The organism is Vibrio wakamikoensis (assembly GCF_050337275.1).
Lineage (GTDB): Bacteria > Pseudomonadota > Gammaproteobacteria > Enterobacterales > Vibrionaceae > Vibrio > Vibrio chaetopteri.
This window is the reverse complement of the sequence record NZ_JAKJST010000018.1, coordinates 192,690-213,934: the sequence shown is the minus strand read 5'-3', so window position 1 is coordinate 213,934 and position 21,245 is coordinate 192,690. Positions and strand designations below refer to the sequence as shown.

18 protein-coding genes are annotated in these 21,245 nt (G+C 46.3%); 9 read left to right on the top strand and 9 right to left on the bottom strand.

From position 1 onward, the window contains the following. The 4 genes from L4C42_RS10360 to L4C42_RS10345 all read right to left on the bottom strand — a co-directional run bounded on the left by L4C42_RS10360 (nucleotide 1) and on the right by L4C42_RS10345 (nucleotide 6,030). Nucleotides 1–1,341 carry an MATE family efflux transporter gene (locus L4C42_RS10360; RefSeq protein ID WP_429760399.1) on the bottom strand — a complete coding sequence of 447 codons (1,341 nt, stop codon included), beginning with the start codon at nucleotides 1,339–1,341 and terminating at the stop codon, nucleotides 1–3. 99 nt (nucleotides 1,342–1,440) lie between these two features. Continuing rightward, nucleotides 1,441–2,277 (bottom strand): helix-turn-helix domain-containing protein, encoded by an 837-nt coding sequence (locus L4C42_RS10355; RefSeq protein WP_353500019.1) that lies wholly within the window; start codon nucleotides 2,275–2,277, stop codon nucleotides 1,441–1,443. Nucleotides 2,278–2,467: 190 nt separating this feature from the next. Next, complete coding sequence (locus tag L4C42_RS10350; protein ID WP_418642692.1) at nucleotides 2,468–3,172, bottom strand: DUF445 domain-containing protein; 705 nt, start codon at nucleotides 3,170–3,172, stop codon at nucleotides 2,468–2,470. A 98-nt stretch (nucleotides 3,173–3,270) separates the two neighbouring features. Continuing rightward, nucleotides 3,271–6,030, bottom strand: a complete 2,760-nt coding sequence (locus L4C42_RS10345; protein WP_429760396.1) for a hybrid sensor histidine kinase/response regulator — start codon at nucleotides 6,028–6,030, stop codon at nucleotides 3,271–3,273. A gap of 141 nt (nucleotides 6,031–6,171) precedes the next feature. Between L4C42_RS10345 and L4C42_RS10340 the strand changes: the two genes are divergently transcribed. From L4C42_RS10340 to L4C42_RS10325, 4 genes are all read left to right on the top strand, one after another. Further along, nucleotides 6,172–6,612: a hypothetical protein gene (locus L4C42_RS10340; protein WP_418642693.1), complete on the top strand. Its 441-nt coding sequence runs from the start codon at nucleotides 6,172–6,174 to the stop codon at nucleotides 6,610–6,612. A 2-nt stretch (nucleotides 6,613–6,614) separates the two neighbouring features. Further along, nucleotides 6,615–7,727, top strand: coding sequence for a porin (locus L4C42_RS10335; RefSeq protein WP_418643021.1), 1,113 nt, complete (start codon nucleotides 6,615–6,617; stop codon nucleotides 7,725–7,727). Between the two features lie 116 nt (nucleotides 7,728–7,843). Continuing rightward, nucleotides 7,844–8,275, top strand: a complete 432-nt coding sequence (locus tag L4C42_RS10330; RefSeq protein WP_418643022.1) for a hypothetical protein — start codon at nucleotides 7,844–7,846, stop codon at nucleotides 8,273–8,275. A gap of 2 nt (nucleotides 8,276–8,277) precedes the next feature. After that, nucleotides 8,278–9,378 (top strand): porin, encoded by a 1,101-nt coding sequence (locus L4C42_RS10325; protein WP_353500015.1) that lies wholly within the window; start codon nucleotides 8,278–8,280, stop codon nucleotides 9,376–9,378. Between the two features lie 63 nt (nucleotides 9,379–9,441). On the opposite strand, the gene L4C42_RS10320 is transcribed toward L4C42_RS10325, so the two are convergent. From L4C42_RS10320 to L4C42_RS10310, 3 genes are all read right to left on the bottom strand, one after another. Beyond that, nucleotides 9,442–10,365, bottom strand: coding sequence for a polyprenyl-phosphate transporter (locus tag L4C42_RS10320; protein WP_353500014.1), 924 nt, complete (start codon nucleotides 10,363–10,365; stop codon nucleotides 9,442–9,444). Nucleotides 10,366–10,573: 208 nt separating this feature from the next. After that, nucleotides 10,574–11,905, bottom strand: coding sequence for a pyridoxal phosphate-dependent decarboxylase family protein (locus L4C42_RS10315; protein ID WP_418642694.1), 1,332 nt, complete (start codon nucleotides 11,903–11,905; stop codon nucleotides 10,574–10,576). A gap of 9 nt (nucleotides 11,906–11,914) precedes the next feature. After that, entirely contained in the window at nucleotides 11,915–12,868 is a 954-nt protein-coding gene (locus L4C42_RS10310) for an arginase family protein (protein WP_418642695.1), read from the bottom strand. Between the two features lie 124 nt (nucleotides 12,869–12,992). Between L4C42_RS10310 and L4C42_RS10305 the strand changes: the two genes are divergently transcribed. Next, nucleotides 12,993–14,018, top strand: a complete 1,026-nt coding sequence (locus L4C42_RS10305) for an AraC family transcriptional regulator (protein ID WP_429760393.1) — start codon at nucleotides 12,993–12,995, stop codon at nucleotides 14,016–14,018. 54 nt (nucleotides 14,019–14,072) lie between these two features. On the opposite strand, the gene L4C42_RS10300 is transcribed toward L4C42_RS10305, so the two are convergent. Beyond that, nucleotides 14,073–15,563 (bottom strand): UxaA family hydrolase, encoded by a 1,491-nt coding sequence (locus L4C42_RS10300; protein WP_353500010.1) that lies wholly within the window; start codon nucleotides 15,561–15,563, stop codon nucleotides 14,073–14,075. Nucleotides 15,564–15,899: 336 nt separating this feature from the next. Here L4C42_RS10300 and L4C42_RS10295 point away from each other — a divergent pair, with 336 nt between their 5' ends. From L4C42_RS10295 to L4C42_RS10280, 4 genes are read left to right on the top strand one after another with little or no spacing between them, the layout of a single operon-like run. Beyond that, complete coding sequence (locus L4C42_RS10295; RefSeq protein WP_429760391.1) at nucleotides 15,900–17,339, top strand: tagaturonate reductase; 1,440 nt, start codon at nucleotides 15,900–15,902, stop codon at nucleotides 17,337–17,339. Between the two features lie 44 nt (nucleotides 17,340–17,383). Next, nucleotides 17,384–18,376: a C4-dicarboxylate TRAP transporter substrate-binding protein gene (locus L4C42_RS10290; RefSeq protein WP_353500008.1), complete on the top strand. Its 993-nt coding sequence runs from the start codon at nucleotides 17,384–17,386 to the stop codon at nucleotides 18,374–18,376. A gap of 49 nt (nucleotides 18,377–18,425) precedes the next feature. Next, complete coding sequence (locus L4C42_RS10285; protein WP_353500007.1) at nucleotides 18,426–18,956, top strand: TRAP transporter small permease; 531 nt, start codon at nucleotides 18,426–18,428, stop codon at nucleotides 18,954–18,956. Between the two features lie 2 nt (nucleotides 18,957–18,958). Next, complete coding sequence (locus tag L4C42_RS10280; RefSeq protein ID WP_353500006.1) at nucleotides 18,959–20,248, top strand: TRAP transporter large permease; 1,290 nt, start codon at nucleotides 18,959–18,961, stop codon at nucleotides 20,246–20,248. A 28-nt stretch (nucleotides 20,249–20,276) separates the two neighbouring features. Here L4C42_RS10280 and L4C42_RS10275 read toward each other — a convergent pair whose 3' ends face one another. Next, complete coding sequence (locus tag L4C42_RS10275) at nucleotides 20,277–21,185, bottom strand: GntR family transcriptional regulator (protein ID WP_042500034.1); 909 nt, start codon at nucleotides 21,183–21,185, stop codon at nucleotides 20,277–20,279. Nucleotides 21,186–21,245 lie beyond the last annotated feature (60 nt).

Below are 21,245 nucleotides of genomic sequence, written 5' to 3'. Positions count from 1 at the left end.
TTATGCTTCAGACAGGTTCATCTGTTGCCTTTTAAGGAAGGCAAACAGTAAGACTAAACTGATTAGTGCTGTAGCGGCCTCGGCAAACAGGATACTTGCCCAAATACCATTGGCAGGAAACAGACCTGGCAGAATAACCACCCCTAGCGCGACAAACACAAAACCGCGTGCCAGCGAAATAATGGTGGCTTGATTCGGTTTGGCAATGGCTTGAAATAGATTGGCAACGACCAGGTTAAGCCCCATAAGCGGCGTGGCATAAAAGAAAAACAGCAGAGCTGTGGCGGAAAGCTCTAGTAATTCACTCTCTGCACCCAAATAGAACTGTGCCACGTCTTGCGCTGTGAACCAGATAATCGACAGGAATAACAGTCCACTGCCAATGGAAGTTACCAGTCCAAGCTTGAGTGTGCTGTATACGCGCTCGGTTTTGCTGGCACCGTAGTTAAAACTGATGATTGGCTGACAAGCTTGGTTGATACCAACGATGACAAACAGCGCAAACACACCGACGTTAGCTGTTAAGCCGTAAGCGATGATATGACTCTCGCCAAACTGGCTAAGTAGCACATAGTTAAATAGCAAAATGGTCAGTGCAGAGGTGATCTCGATAAAGAATGTCGGAACGCCGATTTTCAAGATTTGACCGACTTTATCTAGCCCTAAACCTTCCAAGCTCAAGCGTAGCTGTCCTTTTTGCTGCCAAAAATGCGTCAGTAGAACAATTGCAATGACACCTTGTGAAATAGCCGTCGCGTAGGCGGCACCTTTCATGCCCCAACCAAACTCAAGTACAAAGAAGTAATCAAGAACTAGGTTTGTTACTGCGCCCAGTGACATGGCATACATGGCCAGTTTCGGGTTGGTATCGTTGCGCACAAAGCAAGACATGACCCAAGCCAACGCATAGAGCACGAAGAACTTAAGCATAACGTCTAAATAATCGTGCGCGAGCTGCGCCATGTAGCCGCTGGCACCCATGAGCGCAATGATCTCATCTAGCCAAATCAACGCAGACACGACAGTAATCGTGGTAATAATTGCCGTTGCTAGCATCGATTGGCTAAACAAGGTTTGACCGATTTTGAGGTTGCCCTTGCCAAATTCAATCGACATCAGCGCTGCGCCACCAATACCAATCATCATGGCGATAGCAGAAAAAAGAGAGTACGCCGGAATTGTGAGAGCGATGGCACCCAGACCTTCAGCACCAACGCCTTTGCCCACAAACCAAGCGTCACCCATTATGAAGATGGATTTGATGACCATGCCCGATAATGCAGGCAACAAATACTGAATAAACGATTTCTGAATCGGATCAGACTTTAGATTTATGCTCATGGATAACCAAAATACGTTGAAAGTAATACAAACACTATTACTGGTATTATCGTTACCAAAACTGGGCTAAGAAAGGGATATACTGACCTTTATCTGGTACTATTTTGACGTCCGTTTTCGAAATTCTGCCGGAGACTCACCCATTAGACCTCGATAAAAGCGTCCAAAATAAGAAGGATCATCAAAGCCTAAGTCCAAAGCGATGGTTTTTACCGTTTTAGTGGAAAATAGTAGGTCTCGGTTCGCTTCTAATAGGATTCGGTCATGCAAAAGGCGGGTAATGGTCTTACCGACATGCTTCTTGGTTAACTCGTTGAGGCGTTTGCTGGTAATGGATAGTTCGTCGGCATAAAACTGAACGTGGCGTTGTGAGCGATAGTGGCTTTCAATCAGCCCAAGTACCTTGGTAATACGAGCATCTTTTACCACCTGTGTGTCTTCGGTGTCGATGGAAAATCTTAGCAAGTAGCGCAAAAAACTGGTAAGCAGTGACTCAATCAGATCCCAATCGGCTTGTGGTTGGTGGAATTCATCCAGTAGCAGGCTAAAGAGTGGCTCGAAATAGGCGAGTCCTTCATCAGAGGTATCAAAGTAGGGCTGTTGGTCATCGTGAGAGCGAAAGACGGCATTGAACATACGCTGGTGGCGCGGACGGTTCTCAAGAAAATCGGTTGAGAAAATCATCATACGATAATTGTCAGTGAGCTCGGCTGTCTCGTGAACTTGTCCCGGTGCGATGGTGAAAAAGCGCCCTTTTTTACTCGGATACTCGACAAAATCGATGCCCTGTTTGCCTACATCATCTAAGCACCAAATGATTTCAAAGTAGTCATGTCGATGAGCACCAATAATCCCGCCTTCGTCATCGAAGGCACTGTCGATGATCTGACAGGGGTTTCCCTTAGGGAGGGTGATGACGTTTATCTTATTGCTCATGTTGATTGACCAAGTGCACTAGTTTCTCAATTATGGCAGTCATGATATGTGAATGCTATGGCTATGTATTTATTCAAACAACGTGACTGGTAATCTATTACGTCGTCGTTGATAGGTTATCGAAAATAAAAAAATTCGAGCCATTTCTAGCTCGAATTTTTTTATTTTCGATAACTGATTTGAAGCTGCGTTACATCATCAACGAAGAAATAACGCCTATCACACCACCAAATACGCCGCCCCAGACGACAAGCCAGCCTAGATGCTCTTTAATCATCTTCTGAACGATTTCTTTTACTAGCTTTGGTGTTAGCTCGCTAAGGCGTTGGTCGATAATGGCTTCTACATTGCCTTTTACTTCATCAAGCATAGCTGGGGATTCAAGTTGCTCAATCAGCGCCTGTTTGACCGAGTCACTTTGGCTAATGTCGATGACAGCTTGCTGCATTTTCTCGACGAATGGCTCTTTCATTGGCTGAAGCGCTTCTGAGCCGCCAAGCATGGCGAGCATGCCGCCAAATTGAGAGTTTTCGATAACTTCAACCAGTGAATCAAAGGCAGGGTTGAAGTCGACTTTTTCTAGTACTGGCTCAAGGTTGATATTGATTCCCGAGCCCATCTCTTTATTAAGAAAGCGGTCGATGTTCTCGCTGGTAAAAAACTGCTCCATCATTAGGTTCTTGATGGCCAGTTTGAAATCTTCAAAGCGAGCTGGGATGACGCCTGAGCCATAAAGCCCGGGCACCTTCTCAAACAGCATGTGAATGGCTAGCCAATTGGTAACGGCACCGGAGAACGCGAAAAGACCCGCGTATAGCAGTAGGCTATTATCCAGTTGATAACCCGCGCCAAGTAGCGCAAGTGCGATGACATTAGTAATGAAGCTCTTGTTCATGATTTGATCTTGATAGAAAACGTTGCGCTGATTTTAGAGAAAAAGTCAGCGCATAAAAAGCCTCATGTTGAATCGATGTGTTAGATAAGAATCAAGTGCTACTCTGGTTGCTCTCGAATGGTTTTTATTTTCTCTAGCAGCACAGACTTGTTGAAGGGTTTAGAGACGTAATCGTCCATCCCGCTATTGGTACAGCGTTGTATGTCGTCATCGAGCACGCTAGCCGTGAGTGCGATAATAGGCGTTCGAGCCTTATTATACTGCTCTTCATACAGTCGAAACTCTTCTGACGCGGTAAAACCGTCCTTCACTGGCATCATGCAATCCATCAGCACCACGTGATAGTAATTGCTGTCATCGCATAGGAAGTTCAAGGCTTCTTGTCCGTTGTTGGCGATATCTACGTGATAGCCGGATTTTTTGAGTAGTAACGAGGCCACCTTCTGGTTAACCAGATTATCTTCTACCAGCAAGATGGATTGGTTATCGGGACTTTTTGCCATCTCTTGCAGTGTCGGTTGTGTCGGCTTGACCCTGATATGTTCTGCTGGGTTACCGTTTCCGACTACCTCGAGTTTTGGCTCCCTCGTTTTGCCCAGTGCTTGGTGTTGTTTTGGCGCGTTAGAGAGTGCATCAATTAATCGAGCGCCGAGTAGCGGATAGGTGACAAGCCCGGCTATAAGCCCTTGATAATCCCCTGCGGGAGCATTTTGTGGTTGAACCAAAACAATAGGGGTTGAAGACCAGGTGACGCCAAGTTTCATCAAGTCAGTACGAGCATTTTGGCTATCATCCATGCAATAGATGATGATGCTGTTGCTTGTAACATCCGTAATTTCACCCAACTGCGTGTGTATCACATGGTGCTGTAAACCAAAATGGGTGAGCTCATCGGTTACCGATTGCGCGAAGCCTTGTTGATTGGTGATGACAACAAACTGAGTTTGATTCAATAGTGGTGACGTTGGCGCTTTCTCTTGAGCAATACCTGACTCTATAGTGAAGAAGAAGCGGCTGCCTTTGCCTTTTTCTGAGTCGATCTCTATTCGTCCTCCCATAAGCTCAACCAGTTGAGAGGAAATCGCCAATCCTAAACCGGTTCCTCCGAACTGGCGGGTGACTGAGCTGTCTTCTTGAGTAAAGGGCTTAAAGATTGAATCTTGTTTTTCTTTATCGATACCAATCCCTGTGTCCTCGATAGACATCGTCAGCGCACATCGCTCCCCACCAATATGCTCAACATCGATGCTAATACCCACATGACCCTCGCTAGTAAATTTGACGGCATTGGACATGAGGTTCATTAAAATCTGGCGCAGACGGTGATCATCGATAATGAGCATATGTGGCATGCCACGTTTGAAGCGCACTTGAAGATCGAGATCTTTTTCCTTGGCTTTTGACATCACGATGGCGATCGTGTCGTAGGCGATCTCACGTAAGTTTGAGCTGTGAAGCGAGATGAGCAGGTTACCAGACTCGATCTTAGATATGTCTAAGATATCGTTGATCAAGATCAGCAGCGTCTGTGATGAGGTTTCTATGGTGTTGAGATAGTCGCGTTGCACGGGATCGAGCTGGGAATCCGACAAGATCCCTGACATGCCGATAATGCCATTTAACGGGGTGCGTATTTCGTGGGACATGTTGGCTAAGAAAGAGCTTTTCGCGACATTGGCGCGTTCGGCTTCATCTTTGGCCGCTATCATGCGGCGCTCGTTTTCACGTCGCTCTTCTATTAGACGATTCATCTGTCCGCCAAAATGGCTAAATTCGTCGTGTCCTTCTGTAGAAGCTAGTACGTTAGCACCATCATGTTTCTCAATCTTCTCAAATGTCTCTAGAGTATTGTTCAAGAAAAAGATGATGCGGCGAGCGATGTTAAAGCTAAGGATAAGTAGCGCTAGCATCACAGATAAGGTAATCCCTATGGTGAGCCATAACCGAGTTTCGAGAGCACTGATGTCCATGCTCATTTCATTGGAAAGTTGCTGGTTGATCTGTTCCGTGGCTTGTTGAATAAGCTCTAAGCGACGATCCAGGGCTTCCACTCCTTCTACGATCTCTACAAGTTTGGGCTTTGGTCCCGATTCGCTCAGTACACGGTCTCGAAATTGAATGCTCTTGATGAAGGATTCATCAGAGAAGGTTTTAAGAAGTAAACTGACTTGCGAAGCATCAGCATTGATGTTCAAGAATCGGTCGATGAGGTATTGTTGCCTCTCGAACAGCGTACTGAGTGTTTGATGGTTTCCCTCTTGGTGTTCATGGCTAGAACCATGTCCTTCATAGATGTCGATGTGAATAAGCCAGTTTTCTTCGGTTGCCCAAAAACGTATCCATTCCAGAGTGAATAGTGCGCTAAGGTGAGATTCAATCGAGCGTGAACCTGTATCGACTTTGACGCCTTCAAGCTTGGCAATAAGAACAGAGACCAACTCCTCAACCCAAGAACTCCATTCCTCGAGCTCCTCAATATCCGCAACAAACTCTATTTCTGCCTGTGCTTCTCTAAGTTCATCAAGTGTATTTTGGACGCTTTCTATATCGGTCAGGTAATAGGCTTTGCCGAGTACAAGTTGTAATTTATCGAGGCATTCATCTAACTTGGGAAATATGACAGTTTTGTTGCTGTTAAATGTTCGTTGGAGCTTCTCCAAGCGCGCATTGTGGAGGATGGCGCTGTATTTTTCTAAAAAGCCAAGTGCCTGTGATTGATGAGAAAGTACCGACATTTGTTGCAGGTTTCGCTGTGTTCGGAACGCTTCCCAAGCGGAAAAGACTAAAATCACAATTAAGGGCAAAACAGCCATTAAAATGATTCGAGTTTTGATCGACATCTTGTTTAACGCATTCATATCCCGGATTCCTAGCGAATATTCTTGAACATCACTGTTCGTAAACTAATCTAACCTAAGTCTAGGAAAGGAATTCGCTAGAGTGTAATAATAATGATTAAAAAACGTCATTCGCTAAAATGCACAAACCTTGGAAATATCATGGGCTTGCTAGTGGTAGCCTTAATGATATTCGCAGCCTCTTTTTACACGCCCAAAGTGAGCGCGTCAGACTCTTACGCCATCTTTTCAATGAACTCAAGCTTCAGCGAGCTTAGCCGAAGTAAAGCGCGCATGCTTTACCGAGGTAAAACCAAGTCACTGCAAGGCAAACGGGTTGAGTTATCGGACTGGCCTGAAAGCTCATCTGAACGTGCAGATTTCTATCAATCGCTACTAGGAAAAGATGTGGCGCAGATGAACGCTTACTGGGCAAGCCTCTCATTCTCCGGTAAAGCCCGCCCTCCGAAAGAAATCGATGCCGCTAATATTGATGCTATGGTTGAATGGGTAAGCCAGAAACCTGAGCGTATTGGCTATGCACCTCTTGGCGCGCTGCCAGATGGTGCCAATGTGTTATACGTGGTCGAGGGGGGCAAGTAATGATGAAGAAACTGTCTCACACGCTTATTCTAGCCGCACTTTGCGCACCGGCTCACGCTGTCATTGAACTCACCGATACGCTTTCATTTAGTGGCTTTGGCTCTGCGTCATGGGCTCGCTCTGATAACGATACTCCACTATTTATCAATCGCTTCATCAAAGATGAGAATTGCTTTGATTGTGACACCACCTTTGGTTTGCAGCTGGACTATTACAACAGCGGGTTTAAAGCATCGGTTCAAGGCGTCAAACGACCACAGGATAATTGGAGCAACCCTTCCCTAGAGTGGGCGTACGTTGGTTATGAAGTGGGGGATTTTGATATCCGAGCTGGCCGCCAGCGTCTTCCGCTGTATTTAGCATCTGAATACTTCTATGTAGGGCAAGCCTACACCCTTGCGAGGCTGCCTACTGAAGTGTATGGCGCCTTTCTCGGCATAACCGGCTATAACGGCTTCGCTGTTACTTGGAATCATTACTTAACGGATGAACTCCAGCTCTCCTTAACTCCTTATGTAGGTTTTAATGACAACAACAAGGTCGAGTTTAGCCCAACCTTTGCGTTAGATTTTGAAACCGATCGTCTTTACGGATTGAACGCCAAGCTGATTGGTGATTTTTATCGCTGGAACTTTTCGGTGATGGATGGCGAGTTTGATGTGACCTCTTCGGGTACGGGGTTTGTATCCATACCATTTCCTCCTTTCGAGTCTACATTTCCGATAGAGGGTACCGATCGGAACACCGTTAAAATATATTCTATCGGTACTGAATATGAGTTCGGTGCTCTCAAAACAACCTTTGAATTCCAAAAGACAGAATCGCGGCGTATGGATTGGTATGGCTTGGCTAGCTATCGAATGGCGCCGTTTACTCCTTACATAGCATACGGACAGCTGTATCAAGATGGAGAGCGCTCAAATATGACGTCGACACTGGGCGTTAGATACGATTTGTTGAGTAATGTGTCTATTAATGCCGAATATCAGTACGTCCAAGTACTGAACGATGGCACAGGTCCATTCGCTCCAGAAAGAACGATTACTATTCCGTCTACACCATTACCTGATAACAGCGCCAGCGTGTACACGTTAATGGTTAACTTTGTGTTCTAACGTCATTTAGGTTGTAAGAAAGCGCAGCCCTATTTGAGAAATAGTCAACTTACGAGGTGATGATGCGGTTAGTCAGTTCTTCTCCAAAAGCTCGGCCAATTAGAGTACTGGTCACCATGACCATGCTCTTTGTTGGTCTTGCACTTGTCCCACCGGATAGTCGTGCTTTTGCTGCGACTGACTACGCCGTTTTTACTTTCAATCAAGATTTTGATGAACTTAGCCGCAGTAAGGCAAGGATGCTGTATCGAGGCAAGGCCAAGTCACTGCAAGGCAAACGGGTGGAACTCTCTGACTGGCCAGAGGCCTCTAGCGAACGCTCTGAGTTCTATCAATCCTTACTTGGCAAAGATGTGGCACAAATGAATGCCTATTGGGCAAGTCTATCTTTCTCTGGTAAAGCAAGACCGCCAAAAGAAATCGGCAATGCTAACGTCATCACGCTGGTGGCATGGCTGACTGAAAAGCCGAATCGAATTGGTTATGCGCCGCTGGATGCAGTACCGAGTGAAGCGAAAGTACTCTATGTGGTGAGTGAGGATAAATAATAATGAAAAAACAACTTCTTACAATGAGCTTAGCAGCGGTATCAATACCAGCATTCTCCGCGGTGGATATTACCGAAAACTTTTCGATTAGTGGGTTTGGTTCCACTTCTTGGGCACGCTCTGACAACGATATGCCAGTGATGATCAATCGTAATGTCAGTGATGAAAACTGCTTTGATTGTGATACTACGTTTGGCGTGCAGTTAGATTATTTTTACGAGGCTTTCAAAGCGTCGGTACAGGTTGTTAAACGCCCTCAAGATCACTGGAGCGAACCTCAGTTGGAGTGGGCCTATTTAGGTTACTCAATTGGAGACTTTGAGTTTAGAGGAGGACGCCTTCGGTTGCCTCTGTTTTTGGCGTCTGAGTATTACTATGTCGGTCACGCTTACACAATGGCCAGACCAAATGAAGAGGTATACAACAGCATACTCGGTATCACCGCGTTTAATGGCGCTAGTGTGACTTGGAACTATGGTATTAATGATGAGTTGCAACTGGCTCTCACGCCGTTTGTTGGGTTTAAAGACAATAATGAAGTTGATTTTAATCCTTCCGTGACGTTGGAGTTTGAAACTAAAAATATGTGGGGGGCAAATCTACAGCTTATTGGTGATAGTTTTAGAGTGAACTTTGCTTATCTAGATTCCAATTTTGACCAGATAATAAAGCTCCACCAGGTTCCAGCGCCATGGAATGAGCAAAGGCAGCCGGATCAAAATATAAAGCTCTATTCACTCGGTGGTGAGTATGACTTTGGTCAGTTGAAGTTAACGGCTGAAGGGCAGCAAAATGACTTAGGCTCGTCTTGGTATGGCAGTGCTGCTTATCGAGTGCAGAAATTTACGCCTTACATAGCTTACGGTCAGACTTATCGTGAGGCTTCTGATGACAACGCTTATGATGGAAAGACAGGCGATAGTTGGACTCTCGGCCTGAGGTACGATGTTTTATACAACGTATCGATTAATGCAGAATGGCAGCGATTTGAGAGTTTTGGGTTGGATAATAACGGTCGACCGATCAGTGGACCATTTATCGACTCACCAGGCTCGGACACCGACGCGAACATGTACACCATCATGGTTAACTTTGTGTTCTAACTTACGTTCCAATACGATCAAAAAAGGCTCACTAAGTGAGCCTTTTCTTTCTAGCCGGTGGGATTATTTCTCACCTTTCTCCGCAACCTTTTCAAGCGCTAGTACTAGGCCAATACCCACTAACATTAGAACAACGGCAGTTGCCAGTTGCGAAGGTTGACCTGTCACAGATTCAAAGTTGAATGGTGATAGGTTTTCTTGGATTAGTGGTACTTGCTCACCTTTTGAGTTGGTACGCCATGAAATGGTTTCTTTCCAAGGCCAAAGCTTAGGTAAGGTGCCAAGCATTAGACCCGTAAGGAACACTAGAGCGAAATCACGGAAACGCTTCAGTAACCAAGACAGCACGTGTGAGAACGATAGTAGACCAATCAAACAGCCCATCGCAAAGATCACCATAACGTCTAGTTGAAGACCTTTAACCGCACCTAATACAGGTGTGTACATGCCAAGCAATAGAAGAATAAAGCTGCCCGAGATACCAGGTAGAATCATCGCACAAATCGCGATACAGCCCGCGAAGAAGATGTTTAGGCTGGTTGGATCCATTTGCAGCGGTTTAAGAACCGTGATGCTGTAGGCAAAGACCGCGCCGAGTAGCAAGAACACGAAGCGAGACAGCGTCTTTTGCTCGACCTGTTTAATCATGTGGTAGACCGAGACCAAGATAAGGCCGAAGAAGAATGACCATACTGGAACAGGGTGGGTTTCTAGAGCCCAAGAGATGAACTTCGCCAATGACAGGATTGACGTTAGGATGCCGCCAAATAGAGCGATAAGGAAAAAGCCATTGATATGGTCAAATGCCGCTTTAAAGCCATCACGTTTCCAGATGCCCAGTATACTTGGGTTTACGCGGCGAATACTCTCAAGTAGCGTATCGTAAATACCAGTAATAAAGGCGATCGTACCTCCCGATACCCCAGGTACAACGTCCGCTGCACCCATCGCCATTCCTTTTAAGAATGTAGTCAGATAGTTCTTCATGGTTTCTTCTTGGTTTAAAAAGTTGATGCAGAGTATATATGCATGCAGGTAGAAGTGCACTAGTCATTCGTGAGTGTGTTCGCAAGGGCTTTCAGCTCATACTAATAGCTAGTAAGGTGTCACTACGGCCTGTGTCAATTTAAACCGTTATGGAATCATTTGAGGCAAAGGCAGCTCACTGCACTTGAGCTACCTTTAACTTTAGGGGTTACTTAGAGAGCTTTTTAGGTAGTATCTCCAGCACTTGTCTCACCCACTTAGGTGTGTAGCTTTGCCCATGGCCTCCTGAATACGAAAGGGAGCCTTGCTGTTCCCCCTCCCCAGATCTCACCTCTTCGACCACATCATAAAAGTCGATAAGCATACGTTCGACTTGTTCATCCGAAATTGGATCAATAGCCAGATGAATAGCTGGTGGCTGAGCGTTGCCTAGCAAACTCCAACCTCGCTGAGACATACCAGCAACGACTTTAGTGATGTCCAAGGTAGGAGAGTCAATAATGAGCAGTGACAAATCCGTGTTGGCGGTGCGAAGATCATTTGACTGCGCTAAGCCATCAATCATCATTTGCTTAATGGTCATAATGCGTTTCGCATTTTCGACATAGCCATCTTCACCTAGGTAGTTCATCACTGCCCACGCACCTGCGGTTGAGGCGAAGGTACGGCTACCCCCCAATGACTGGGTAAAGTACGCACCACAAGGCCAGTCATCAACGACGGTATAGTGATGAAACTGCTCATCTCCCCCGCGATACATCACAGTCGACATTGGTTTAGGAGCATAGCCATATTTGTGCATATCAGCAGAAATAGAGCGCACGCCCGGTACGGTAAAATCCCAGTTCGGAAGCTCGTAGCCTGCTTTCTTAACGAAGGGGGCGAGATAGCCACCCACACAGGCATCGACGTGAAGCCACAGACCTTTCTCTGCTGCTAGCTCAGATAACTCTTCAATACGATCGTAAACACCAAATGGCCAGCAAGGTGCAGAGCCAACAAGACCGATGGTGTTTTCGTTGATCGCGGCTTTGGTGGCTTCGATATCAACGCGATTGTCTGCTGCGACTGGAGTTCGAACAATCTTGATGCCGAAGTACTTGCCTCCGCGCGAGAATGCGGAGTGTGCGGAATACGGCATCACTAATTCGGGCTCTTTGATGTGCGGCATGGTTTCACGAGCCCAATCTCGCATTGCTTTCATTGCACAGTAAATGGACTCAGACCCGCCGGTGGTGAAGTTGGCGCGCATGTCGTCACTGCCATGGAATATTTCACGAATCATTTCAATGAGCTCGTCTTCGATTTGTCCCGCTGGCTTGTTCATAAATGTAAAAAGCGCGTTGAACGAGAAGAATTTCAGCGCGGCTTGCTCCACGATATCTTGGATATCCTCATTGCCTTTTAGTGAATACATACCAAAACGACCGCCCTCAACAGGTACCATGCCTTGCTTGAGTTCATCGAGCTTGTTGAGTACGTCCTCTTTGCCGTACCCAGTCTTAGGAAAATAGGATTGGCTGAGTTTCATGATTGGCATAATGTTGACCTACTTATTCAAAAAATGGCTGCGGTAGCCCATCATCAGGGCCGTGAGTTTAGATGCGGTGAGGGCGGTGATGTGATTGACGTCATTAGCAGGACAAAGCTCGACAATATCAAAACCACAAATATTGCCCTCTGCGGCCTTGTTGAGTTCGAACAGTAGATCTTTTTGCTGTTTGAACGTTATTCCGCCAGATTCTGGGTGGGTTGTGCCCGGAACGTAAACCGCGTCCATACCATCGATATCGAGTGATACATAGGTTGGTACATTGGCATCAATCACTTCTTGCATGATCGCCTTTGCGCCGCACGCGTCGACTTCGCTAACGGGTATGATTCGAATCCCCGCCTGTTTCGCTCGCCTAAATTCTGCGGCGGTAGAGTTACGTGCACCTATAACGGTAATGTTTCGCACAAAAGGGAACTTACGGATATGTGTGGTTTGAGTACCGTGATTAAACTCAGACTGCAGCGGCATGTCCGCAAAGTCGAGGTGAGCATCAAAGTAGACAAAATCGATTTGGTGCCCGCAGTCTTCAAAACCACGAACCAGCGGGTAAGTGATGGAGTGATCGCCTCCTACAGTGATAGGTACGGCACCTGACTTTAAAATCTCTTTGACGCTATTTGTGATGCGGTTTCTGTTTAACTCTCCCTCTCCTGGGCTAATTACGACGTCACCGATATCGCCGATTTTAATGCCTTCAAGTAGGGTTAAATCGGTATCGACGTCGTAGAGCCCGACATCACCAATATCAAAGAAAATGGTCACAGGGTTATCACGAAGGGCATTAGGCATTTCTGCTTGTCCCGCCTGAATATAAGGGGCGAATGTACCTTCAGCGTAAGGAACGCCAAGCATCGCATAGTCGAGATTGTGTTCAGCTAAGTTGTGAATGCGTTCTGCGCCCATAAAGGTGCGCCGAGAGGCATAGAAATTAGGGATCTTCTCAGACATAGAATAGCCTATAGTGTTGTCGCGCTTTAAAGCCCTAATCGTTGCAGTTTCCGATGTTCAATAATTGACTTTTTTAAATGAAATTGACATTTTAGACATGAAGAGATTGATTTATGAGACATGGATGAACTTACGCGAACAGAACCACTATTTTGCTAAAGTGATCGTTCAGTACTTAATAGAAGTGCTTGAAAGCGAGCGCCCGTCAATGGCTCTGTCACTTAAACGCCAACTGACAGAGCGTGTTACCAAGCAGGCGGATATGGACTTAATACAAGCTGAGCAGTGGGCGCGCCATTACAATAAATTCATACCTGGCCTGTATTTAAAGCTGTATGAGCGCGTAACCGTGCAAGACTTTGGTTTATATGGCTACGTCGTTGCTGCCAGTTCAAGTGTTCGTATGGGGTTGACACTTTCTCAGCAGTTTTTGGCGATGACGACGACATACTATGAAGAGTCGCTGGTGGAAGCGTCTGACTATTTAACGATAGTGCCAGGTATTAATGCTGACGATGATGCGGTGCAGCTACTCAGTGAAGACTTTGCCGCTGGATATTGGGCTTTGCTGATCCGCATCATCATTGGTCATCGGGCGGATATGGATAAGCTGGTGCTCGATTTTTGCTATCCCGCGCCGCATTACGTTGCGCAGTATCGAGCTCTCTTTTCAGGTTGCACTCTGCGTTTCAATCAGCCGCAAACACTCATCAAACTACCCACTAGTTGGCTTAATGAGCCGATTTCACTCGAACATTCATGTATCGATCTTTTACTATCAAATCAACTGATATCGAATGATGGCCTTGAGGGTGATAAGTTGAGTGATATTGAACGAAAGGTGTCTGAAGTTGTGATTAGCTCGCACTTTACTAAAAGTACGGTGCCAGATGTTGCTATGGAGTTTTCTATTACTTCGAGGCAACTGCGTTTTTACCTCCAACGCAATGGACTTAGTCTTCGAGATATCGTACTGCGCGCACGTATGGCGGTGGCATCCAAATTGCTGGAAAATACTGAACTTGATATCGGCACCATTGCTGAAACTCTCAACTACAGTGAGGCGAGCGCTTTTGTGCGTAGCTTTAAGCGCTATTACGTTATTTCTCCGTTGCAATATCGTCTGCAAAAGCTCGATCCATTTACCTAAAGGTCACAAGGCTCTACCAAATGGTTGAGCCTTGTTTTGATGGGCGGTTAATGGCTATAGCGTCACGCCAGACTTAAATATCGCCAACTCACGAATACCATTGCGCTCATTGTTGGTTTTCTCACCGCTGGCGATCGTAATCACTTTATCGATAAACTGCTCAACCAAGGCGTCCATAGAAATCTCTTCCACTAATTGACCGGCATTAAAGTCAATCCAATGCGGCTTATTGGCAGCAAGCTCTGAGTTGGTCGAGATTTTCATGGTAGGGACAAAACCGCCATAAGGGGTGCCGCGACCTGTGGTGAACAGCACCATATGACAGCCGCTTGCCGCCAAGGCAGACGTTGCAACCGCATCGTTGCCTGGTGCACTTAATAGGTTAAGGCCAGGTTTTGCCAACACTTCTCCATATTCAAGTACGTCAATGACTGGGCTGGTGCCTGCTTTTTGAGTACAACCCATGGATTTATCTTCCAGCGTAGAAATGCCGCCTTTCTTGTTGCCCGGTGATGGGTTCTCGTAGATTGGCTGATTGTGGTCGATAAAGTACTGCTTGAATCCATTGACCATCTCGACGGCTTTATCAAAGGTTTGTTTATCAATACAGCGCTCAAACAAGATGTGTTCTGCTCCAAACATCTCTGGTACTTCGGTGAGTACAGAGGTGCCACCAAAGTGGATGAGAAAATCTGAAAATTCGCCCAGCATTGGGTTGGCGGTGATGCCAGATAAGCCGTCGGAGCCACCACATTCAAGGCCAACTTTGAGTTTGCCTAATGGAATATCAAAGCGTTGGTCTTGGCGAACTGTGTCATAAATAGCCTCTAGGTGCTCAAGGGCGACGGCGACTTCATCTTGCTCATTTTGGGCAATCATGTATCGGATACGGCTATCGTCGACGTCACCGACTAGCTCCTTGAAAGGGGCAATTTGGTTGTTTTCGCAACCTAGCCCAATGACCAACGCGCCTCCCGCATTTGGGTGGCGAACCATATTGGCGAGGATTTGGCGAGTGTTTTCATGGTCGTCGCCAAGCTGTGAGCAGCCATAGTTATGCGGAAACAAAAACAGGCCATCGCAATCAACAGCAGGGTGCTTTTGTTTAAAGCAGTTAATCGCTTGCTGAGCAATACCATTGACGCAACCAACGGTAGGAATGACCCAGATTTCATTGCGGATCGCCACATCACCATTGGCTCTTTCGTAGCCTTTAAACGTTGGCATGGCTTGCTCATAGCGGCGCGGACGAACGAAGTTCGGGGTGTATTGGTAGTCATTGGTGTCAGATAGCGTGGTCTTCATGTTGTGAGTATGTACCCACTCGCCACGCTTAATAGGCTGAGTCGCTGTACCTATGATGCTGCCGTATTTGTATATGGCATCGCCAGTATTCAGATCGCTCAGAGCAACCTTACTGCCGCGATCCATGTCTTGCTTCAACGTGAGTTCGGTTGTGTCGACATCTAACGTGAGATTGCTCGTTAGTGCTTGTAAGCAAACAATAACATTGTCTGTTGAGTGAATTTTGATAAAAGCTTTCATGGGTATCCCAGTCATGTGATTCCCGTCCGACGCAAACATTCTAACGCTAGAGTTGTATTTTAATCAATTAAAAACAGCGCCTCCCCCAACGATATATAAAATAATCAGTCATCAGGCCTGATATAGAGAATGTGTTGTATTAATGAACGGGTGTTTGAAATGAAATAGCAAATAAAAAACAGATAAAAAACAGATAACGATGATCACTTACACGTTTGCGATTAATTTGTCGCGTGTTAGTGAAAAGCCCGGCTTACACTCAATCCCACAATCGATAACACCTGTCCGACAACAGCGTTTACCTATCGTTTATTACCTATCGTTTAGGGACTAAGAATGACACTACTCACAAGAGATCCATCCATCCACGCCATCAGACCTGAAAAAGTGGTTCAGTTTGGCGAAGGCAATTTTCTACGCGCTTTTGTAGATTGGCAATTTGACTTACTTAATGAACACACTGACTTTAATGCGGGTATTACCGTAGTTAGACCAATTGATGCTGGCCACCCAAAACTGGATACCCAAGGAGGCGTTTACACAGCGCTTATCCGAGGCATCAACGAACAAGGTGAAAGTGTTGCCGAGCCTCGTGTGATCACTTCTGTTAATCGCGAAGTGATGGCGTACGGTGAGTATGAAGAAGTCCTAAAGATTGCTGAAAACCCAGAGCTTGAGTGGGTGGTCTCGAACACCACGGAAGCGGGTATCGTTTACAACGATCAAGACACCTTTGATGCGTTTCCTCCCGTTAGCTTCCCTGCCAAAGTGACGCAGTTTTTGTTTAGACGTTTTGAGTTCTTCAATGGCGCGCAAGACATGGGACTTATCTTCCTACCTTGTGAGCTGATTGATGCCAATGGCGAAGCGCTAAAGGAGATTGTGCTGAAATACGCTAACGAATGGCAACTTGGCGAAACATTTTGTGATTGGATTATGACAGCCAACACATTTTGTTCCACGTTAGTTGATAGAATAGTCACCGGTAACCCAAAAGACGAACTCAGCGAACTTGAAACGGCATTGGGCTATCAAGACAATTTCGTCGTTGCTGCAGAGTATTTCTACTTGTTCGTTATCCAAGGTCCGAAATGGCTTGAGAGTAAACTCAAGCTAGACCAACTCGATCTCAACATAAAGGTCGTTGAAGACATTACCCCTTACAAACAACGTAAGGTTGGCATTCTTAATGGTGCACACACCGCAATGGTGGCGGTTGCCTATCTATGCGGTATTGATACCGTTAGCGAAGCCATCAATGATAACGACGTCTATCCATTCCTAAATCGCTTGCTTGAAGACGAAGTGATTCCATCTCTGGATATGGATAAAGATGAGCTGCTTGCGTTTAAAGACAGCGTTATCGACCGTTTTAAAAACCCATACATCAAACACTACCTACTTTCTATCGCGCTGAACTCAATGACAAAGTTCAAAACGCGCTTATTACCACAGCTTCTAACGTTCACTGAGCAAGAAGGCACGGCACCTAAGCACCTTAGCTTTAGTTTAGCGGCGCTGTACTGCTTCTATCTTGGTAAGCGTGGTGATGAAGAGATTCCACTCAGTGATGACCAACATCTTCTAGACCCTTTCACCGCATGGCGTGCTCACCCTGAAACGCAGGCGAGCAATGTGAAGGCATTCTTGTCGATGAGTCAGCATTGGGGATGCGACCTAACTGAGTTACCAAACCTTGAGGCCATGGTGACAGGTTATGTAAGCAACATCCAAACGCTCGGTATGAGAGCCGCGATTCAGCAGCTTTCGAAGTAAACAGCCGGCCACTAAAAGCAAAAATATAAAAAGGAACAAAAGCAATGACTACCCTACAAACCACTGTGAAAAAACTCTCTTGTGCTGTCGGTATGACGCTAGCGATGGCGTTTGGCGCCAACGCAGCGACGGAAGTGATGATCGCTTACGGCAACCAACCGGGTGAGCCTATCGACAAAGCGATGCACTACTGGGCTGACCAAGTAAAAGAGAAATCAAACGGTGAAATCCAATTCCGTCTGTTCCCATCGAGCCAATTGGGCAGCGAAACAGAGGTGATGGAGCAAGCGAAATTTGGTGCCAACATCATTACCATCAGCTCTTACGGCTACCTAATGGATACGGTGCCAGATCTTGGCATCATCAATGCGCCTTACCTGTCTCAATCTTTCGAGAAGAAATCGAAGCTGCTTCACACCGAGTGGTTTGAAGGCTTGAACGATGATTTGGCGGATAAAGGACTGAAAATCGTAGTGCCAGATGTGGTGTACGGTACCCGCCATCTGCTTTCTAAAGGTTCGGTGAAAACACCGGCTGATTTAGATGGTGTGAAAGTGCGTGTTCAACACTCTCGCTTGTTTGTTGCAACGGTGAAAGCGATGGGCGGCGTTCCAACGCCAATGTCTCTAGCGGATGTCTATCCAGGTCTTTCTCAAGGTGTGATTGAAGGGGTAGAGAATCCAGCCGTGGTGCTACATGGCGGTAAATTCCATGAAGTAGTGAAAAACCTCAACCTAACAACACACACTAAGCATATGTCGCCATTTGTGGCCGGCACTATGTTCTGGGAATCACTCTCTGATGAAGAGAAGCGCATCATCCTTGAAACCAGCCGCGATATGGTGAGCTATGGCGCGACACTGATTGCCGAGAGCGAGCAGCAAGCGATTGACCAGCTAAAAGCTGAAGGCGTGACGATCAACGAAGTGGACATCACTGCGTTTGAAGAATCAGCACGTAAAGTGGTGCAAAGCGAGTTCCCTGAGTGGACTCCAAATCTATATCAAGACGTTCAAGACAAGTTAGAACAGCTGTAACCAATGTGGGGCTCTTTGAGCCCCCTTATTTCAGCTTTTGGAGCACATCATGGAAACTCAAGTTTCACTCAATCACACCGAGCTGTCGCCAAAAAACAAAATCATGGCAACACTTGACCGAATCAGTCAGCTCGACACCGCTGTTGCAGCCTCATTCTTAGCCATTATCGTTGTACTGATGAGCTATGGCGTGGTGACACGATACGTATTTAACGCGCCAAGTGCCTGGGTTGAAGAAGTCTGTCTAGCCCTATTTGTTTGGATGACCTTTATGGGCGCGAGCGCCTTGATGCGTACAGATGAAGTGGTCAGAATCGATTTTCTGGTTCACAAAATCCCAGCGTCGGCGGCGAACGTGTTGGATAACTTAATTAGACCGCTATTGGTGATTTTTGCATTAGTGTTCATGGTGTATTGGGGTTGGAAACTGCTGCCGTTTTCTCAAGTGAGATTTACACCTGCGCTTAAAATTCCATATATCTATATCTACGCAGCAGTTCCTGTGAGCGGCATGTTTATGCTTTATCACCAACTTAAGCACCTTTACTCGTTCTTCGCTTCTCGCAATAAGGAAGACTAATCATGTCAGTCATTCTGCCGATTTCCGCCCTGCTTTTCCTATTTACATTGGGTATTCCTGTCGCATTTTGTATTTTCCTTGCGACCTTGGCTTATTTCCTTCTTAACGACCATTTGCCAATGATGATGATGGTTCAGCGACTGGCTGGTGGTTTAGAATCAGTGACATTGCTCGCTATCCCATTCTTTGTTATGGCGGGTGTGTTCATGAACCACTCTGGCATCAGCCAGCGCTTGCTGAAGTTCTCTGAAGTACTGACGGGTCACATGAACGGCGGACTAGCACAGGTCAACGTTGTGTTGAGTACTTTGATGGGCGGCCTTTCCGGTTCTAATATCGCCGATGCGGCAATGAGCTCGAAACTTCTAGTACCTCAAATGGTGGCTCGTGGTTACAGCGCGTCATTTTCTTCTGCGGTAACGGCAGCATCATCACTGATCACACCAATCATTCCACCGGGTATTGCTCTTATTATCTACGGTTACGTCAATAACGTATCGATTGGTAAGTTATTCTTAGCCGGTGTGGTTCCTGGGGTCATGTTGTGTGGGATGATGATGGGGCTGGTTTCGGTCATCTCGAAAAAACGCAACTATGCGCCAATCCGTGAAAAGCGTGCCTCTGCGAAGGAAATCGCTATCTCTGCGAAAGATGCGTTCTTGGCACTGTTGCTGCCTGTCATCATCATCGGTGGTATTCGCTTTGGTGTGTTTACGCCAACAGAAGCGGGCGCAGCTGCAGTGCTTTATGCGCTGGTATTGGGTATGTTTGTTTATAAGCAGATGAATACGTCTTTGCTTTGGAGTGCGACGAAAGAGTCGGTGCTTGCTTCTGCAAACGTCTTGTTGATCATCTGTGTGGCAGTGGGTTTCTCTAAGTTCCTGACTTGGGAGCGTGTACCGCAAAACCTAGCGACATGGCTGACTGGCGCCGTTGAAAGTCCGTTTACCTTCTTACTGCTGGTTAACCTTTTCCTACTGATCATTGGTATGTTCCTAGAAGGCAACGCGGTGATGATTGTATTGGCTCCGCTGCTAGCGCCTGTGGCTGCGTCTTACGGCATCGACCCTGTACACTTTGGTATTATCTTTATCTTCAATAGTGCGATTGGCACTATTACCCCGCCACTCGGTACGGTGATGTTTACGACCTGTTCGATTACCAAGGTGTCGATAGAGGACTTTGTGAAAGAAGTGATGCCATTCTGGATGTTACTGATTGTCGCCTTACTAATGATTACTTACATCCCGATGATTTCGATTGGTCTGCCAAATATGGTGTTTGGCTCGTAATCAAGATGACGAAATAATTAAGCCAGCATTACGCTGGCTTTTCCATTATTAGACTGTTTTCCATCGTTCGCTTGGCGGTTTGAAGGTGCCGTCTTAGCTCGCCCATCGCCCCAATGTCATCTCGGCTCAGCATCTTGCTTAAGATGGCCATGTGCTCTTCAATCGCCACCATGTTACGTTTGCGCAAGTCAGTATTATCCCATTGATAATGGTAGTGAAATATCATCGAGATGATGTCATAGAACTGATCCATAAATGGATTGTTGGACGCTGAAAGCAGCAGCGAGTGAAACTTCTGGTCGAGCTCGGAAAACGCGCGAAATTCACTGACCATAGTATCGCGAAGCTCTCTATGCTCATGCAGTAAATATTGCGCTTTTTGCCATCGTTCATCACTTAAAGGCAAGTTCATAAAGCGGCTTAAGGCATGGCACTCCAACATCTCGCGCAGCTCAAATAAGCTAGCCGCATAACCTTTTTCAAACTGAACCATGCGCCAGCGGCCGCGGTGGATGTTCTCAATCAGACTAAAGCGTGAGAAGCGAATGAGGTGTTCACGTACCACAGTGGTCGAGCATTTGGACTGTTTTGACAGCTCTAGCTCGGTAAATTCCTGCCCTGGCATCATCTGCTTGGATTTGATGGCGTTATTAAAGAACACCTCGAACTGTGCCCGCTGGAGCTCGTTCTCTGATAGCGGAGTGTTGTAGCCATCTTGCTCAGAAGGTGAGCGTTTAATTGTCCATTCAGCGTCCTCTTGCTCAAGCACGCCTTTATCACACAAGTCATTCATAACGTGTCGAATCGTGGTTCGGCTAACGCTAAACAGATCGGCCAGCGCTGCTTGTGACGGTAACGGTGAATCGATGTGGCCAAGCTTGATTGCATCGAGTAACTGGTTGGTGGTGGTTTCGCGAAGATTCTTATTGCGCGCCATGATTGACGTCCTAGTCGTTGCCTTGATTGCAATAAAATACCATTAAAAACCCATCAACAT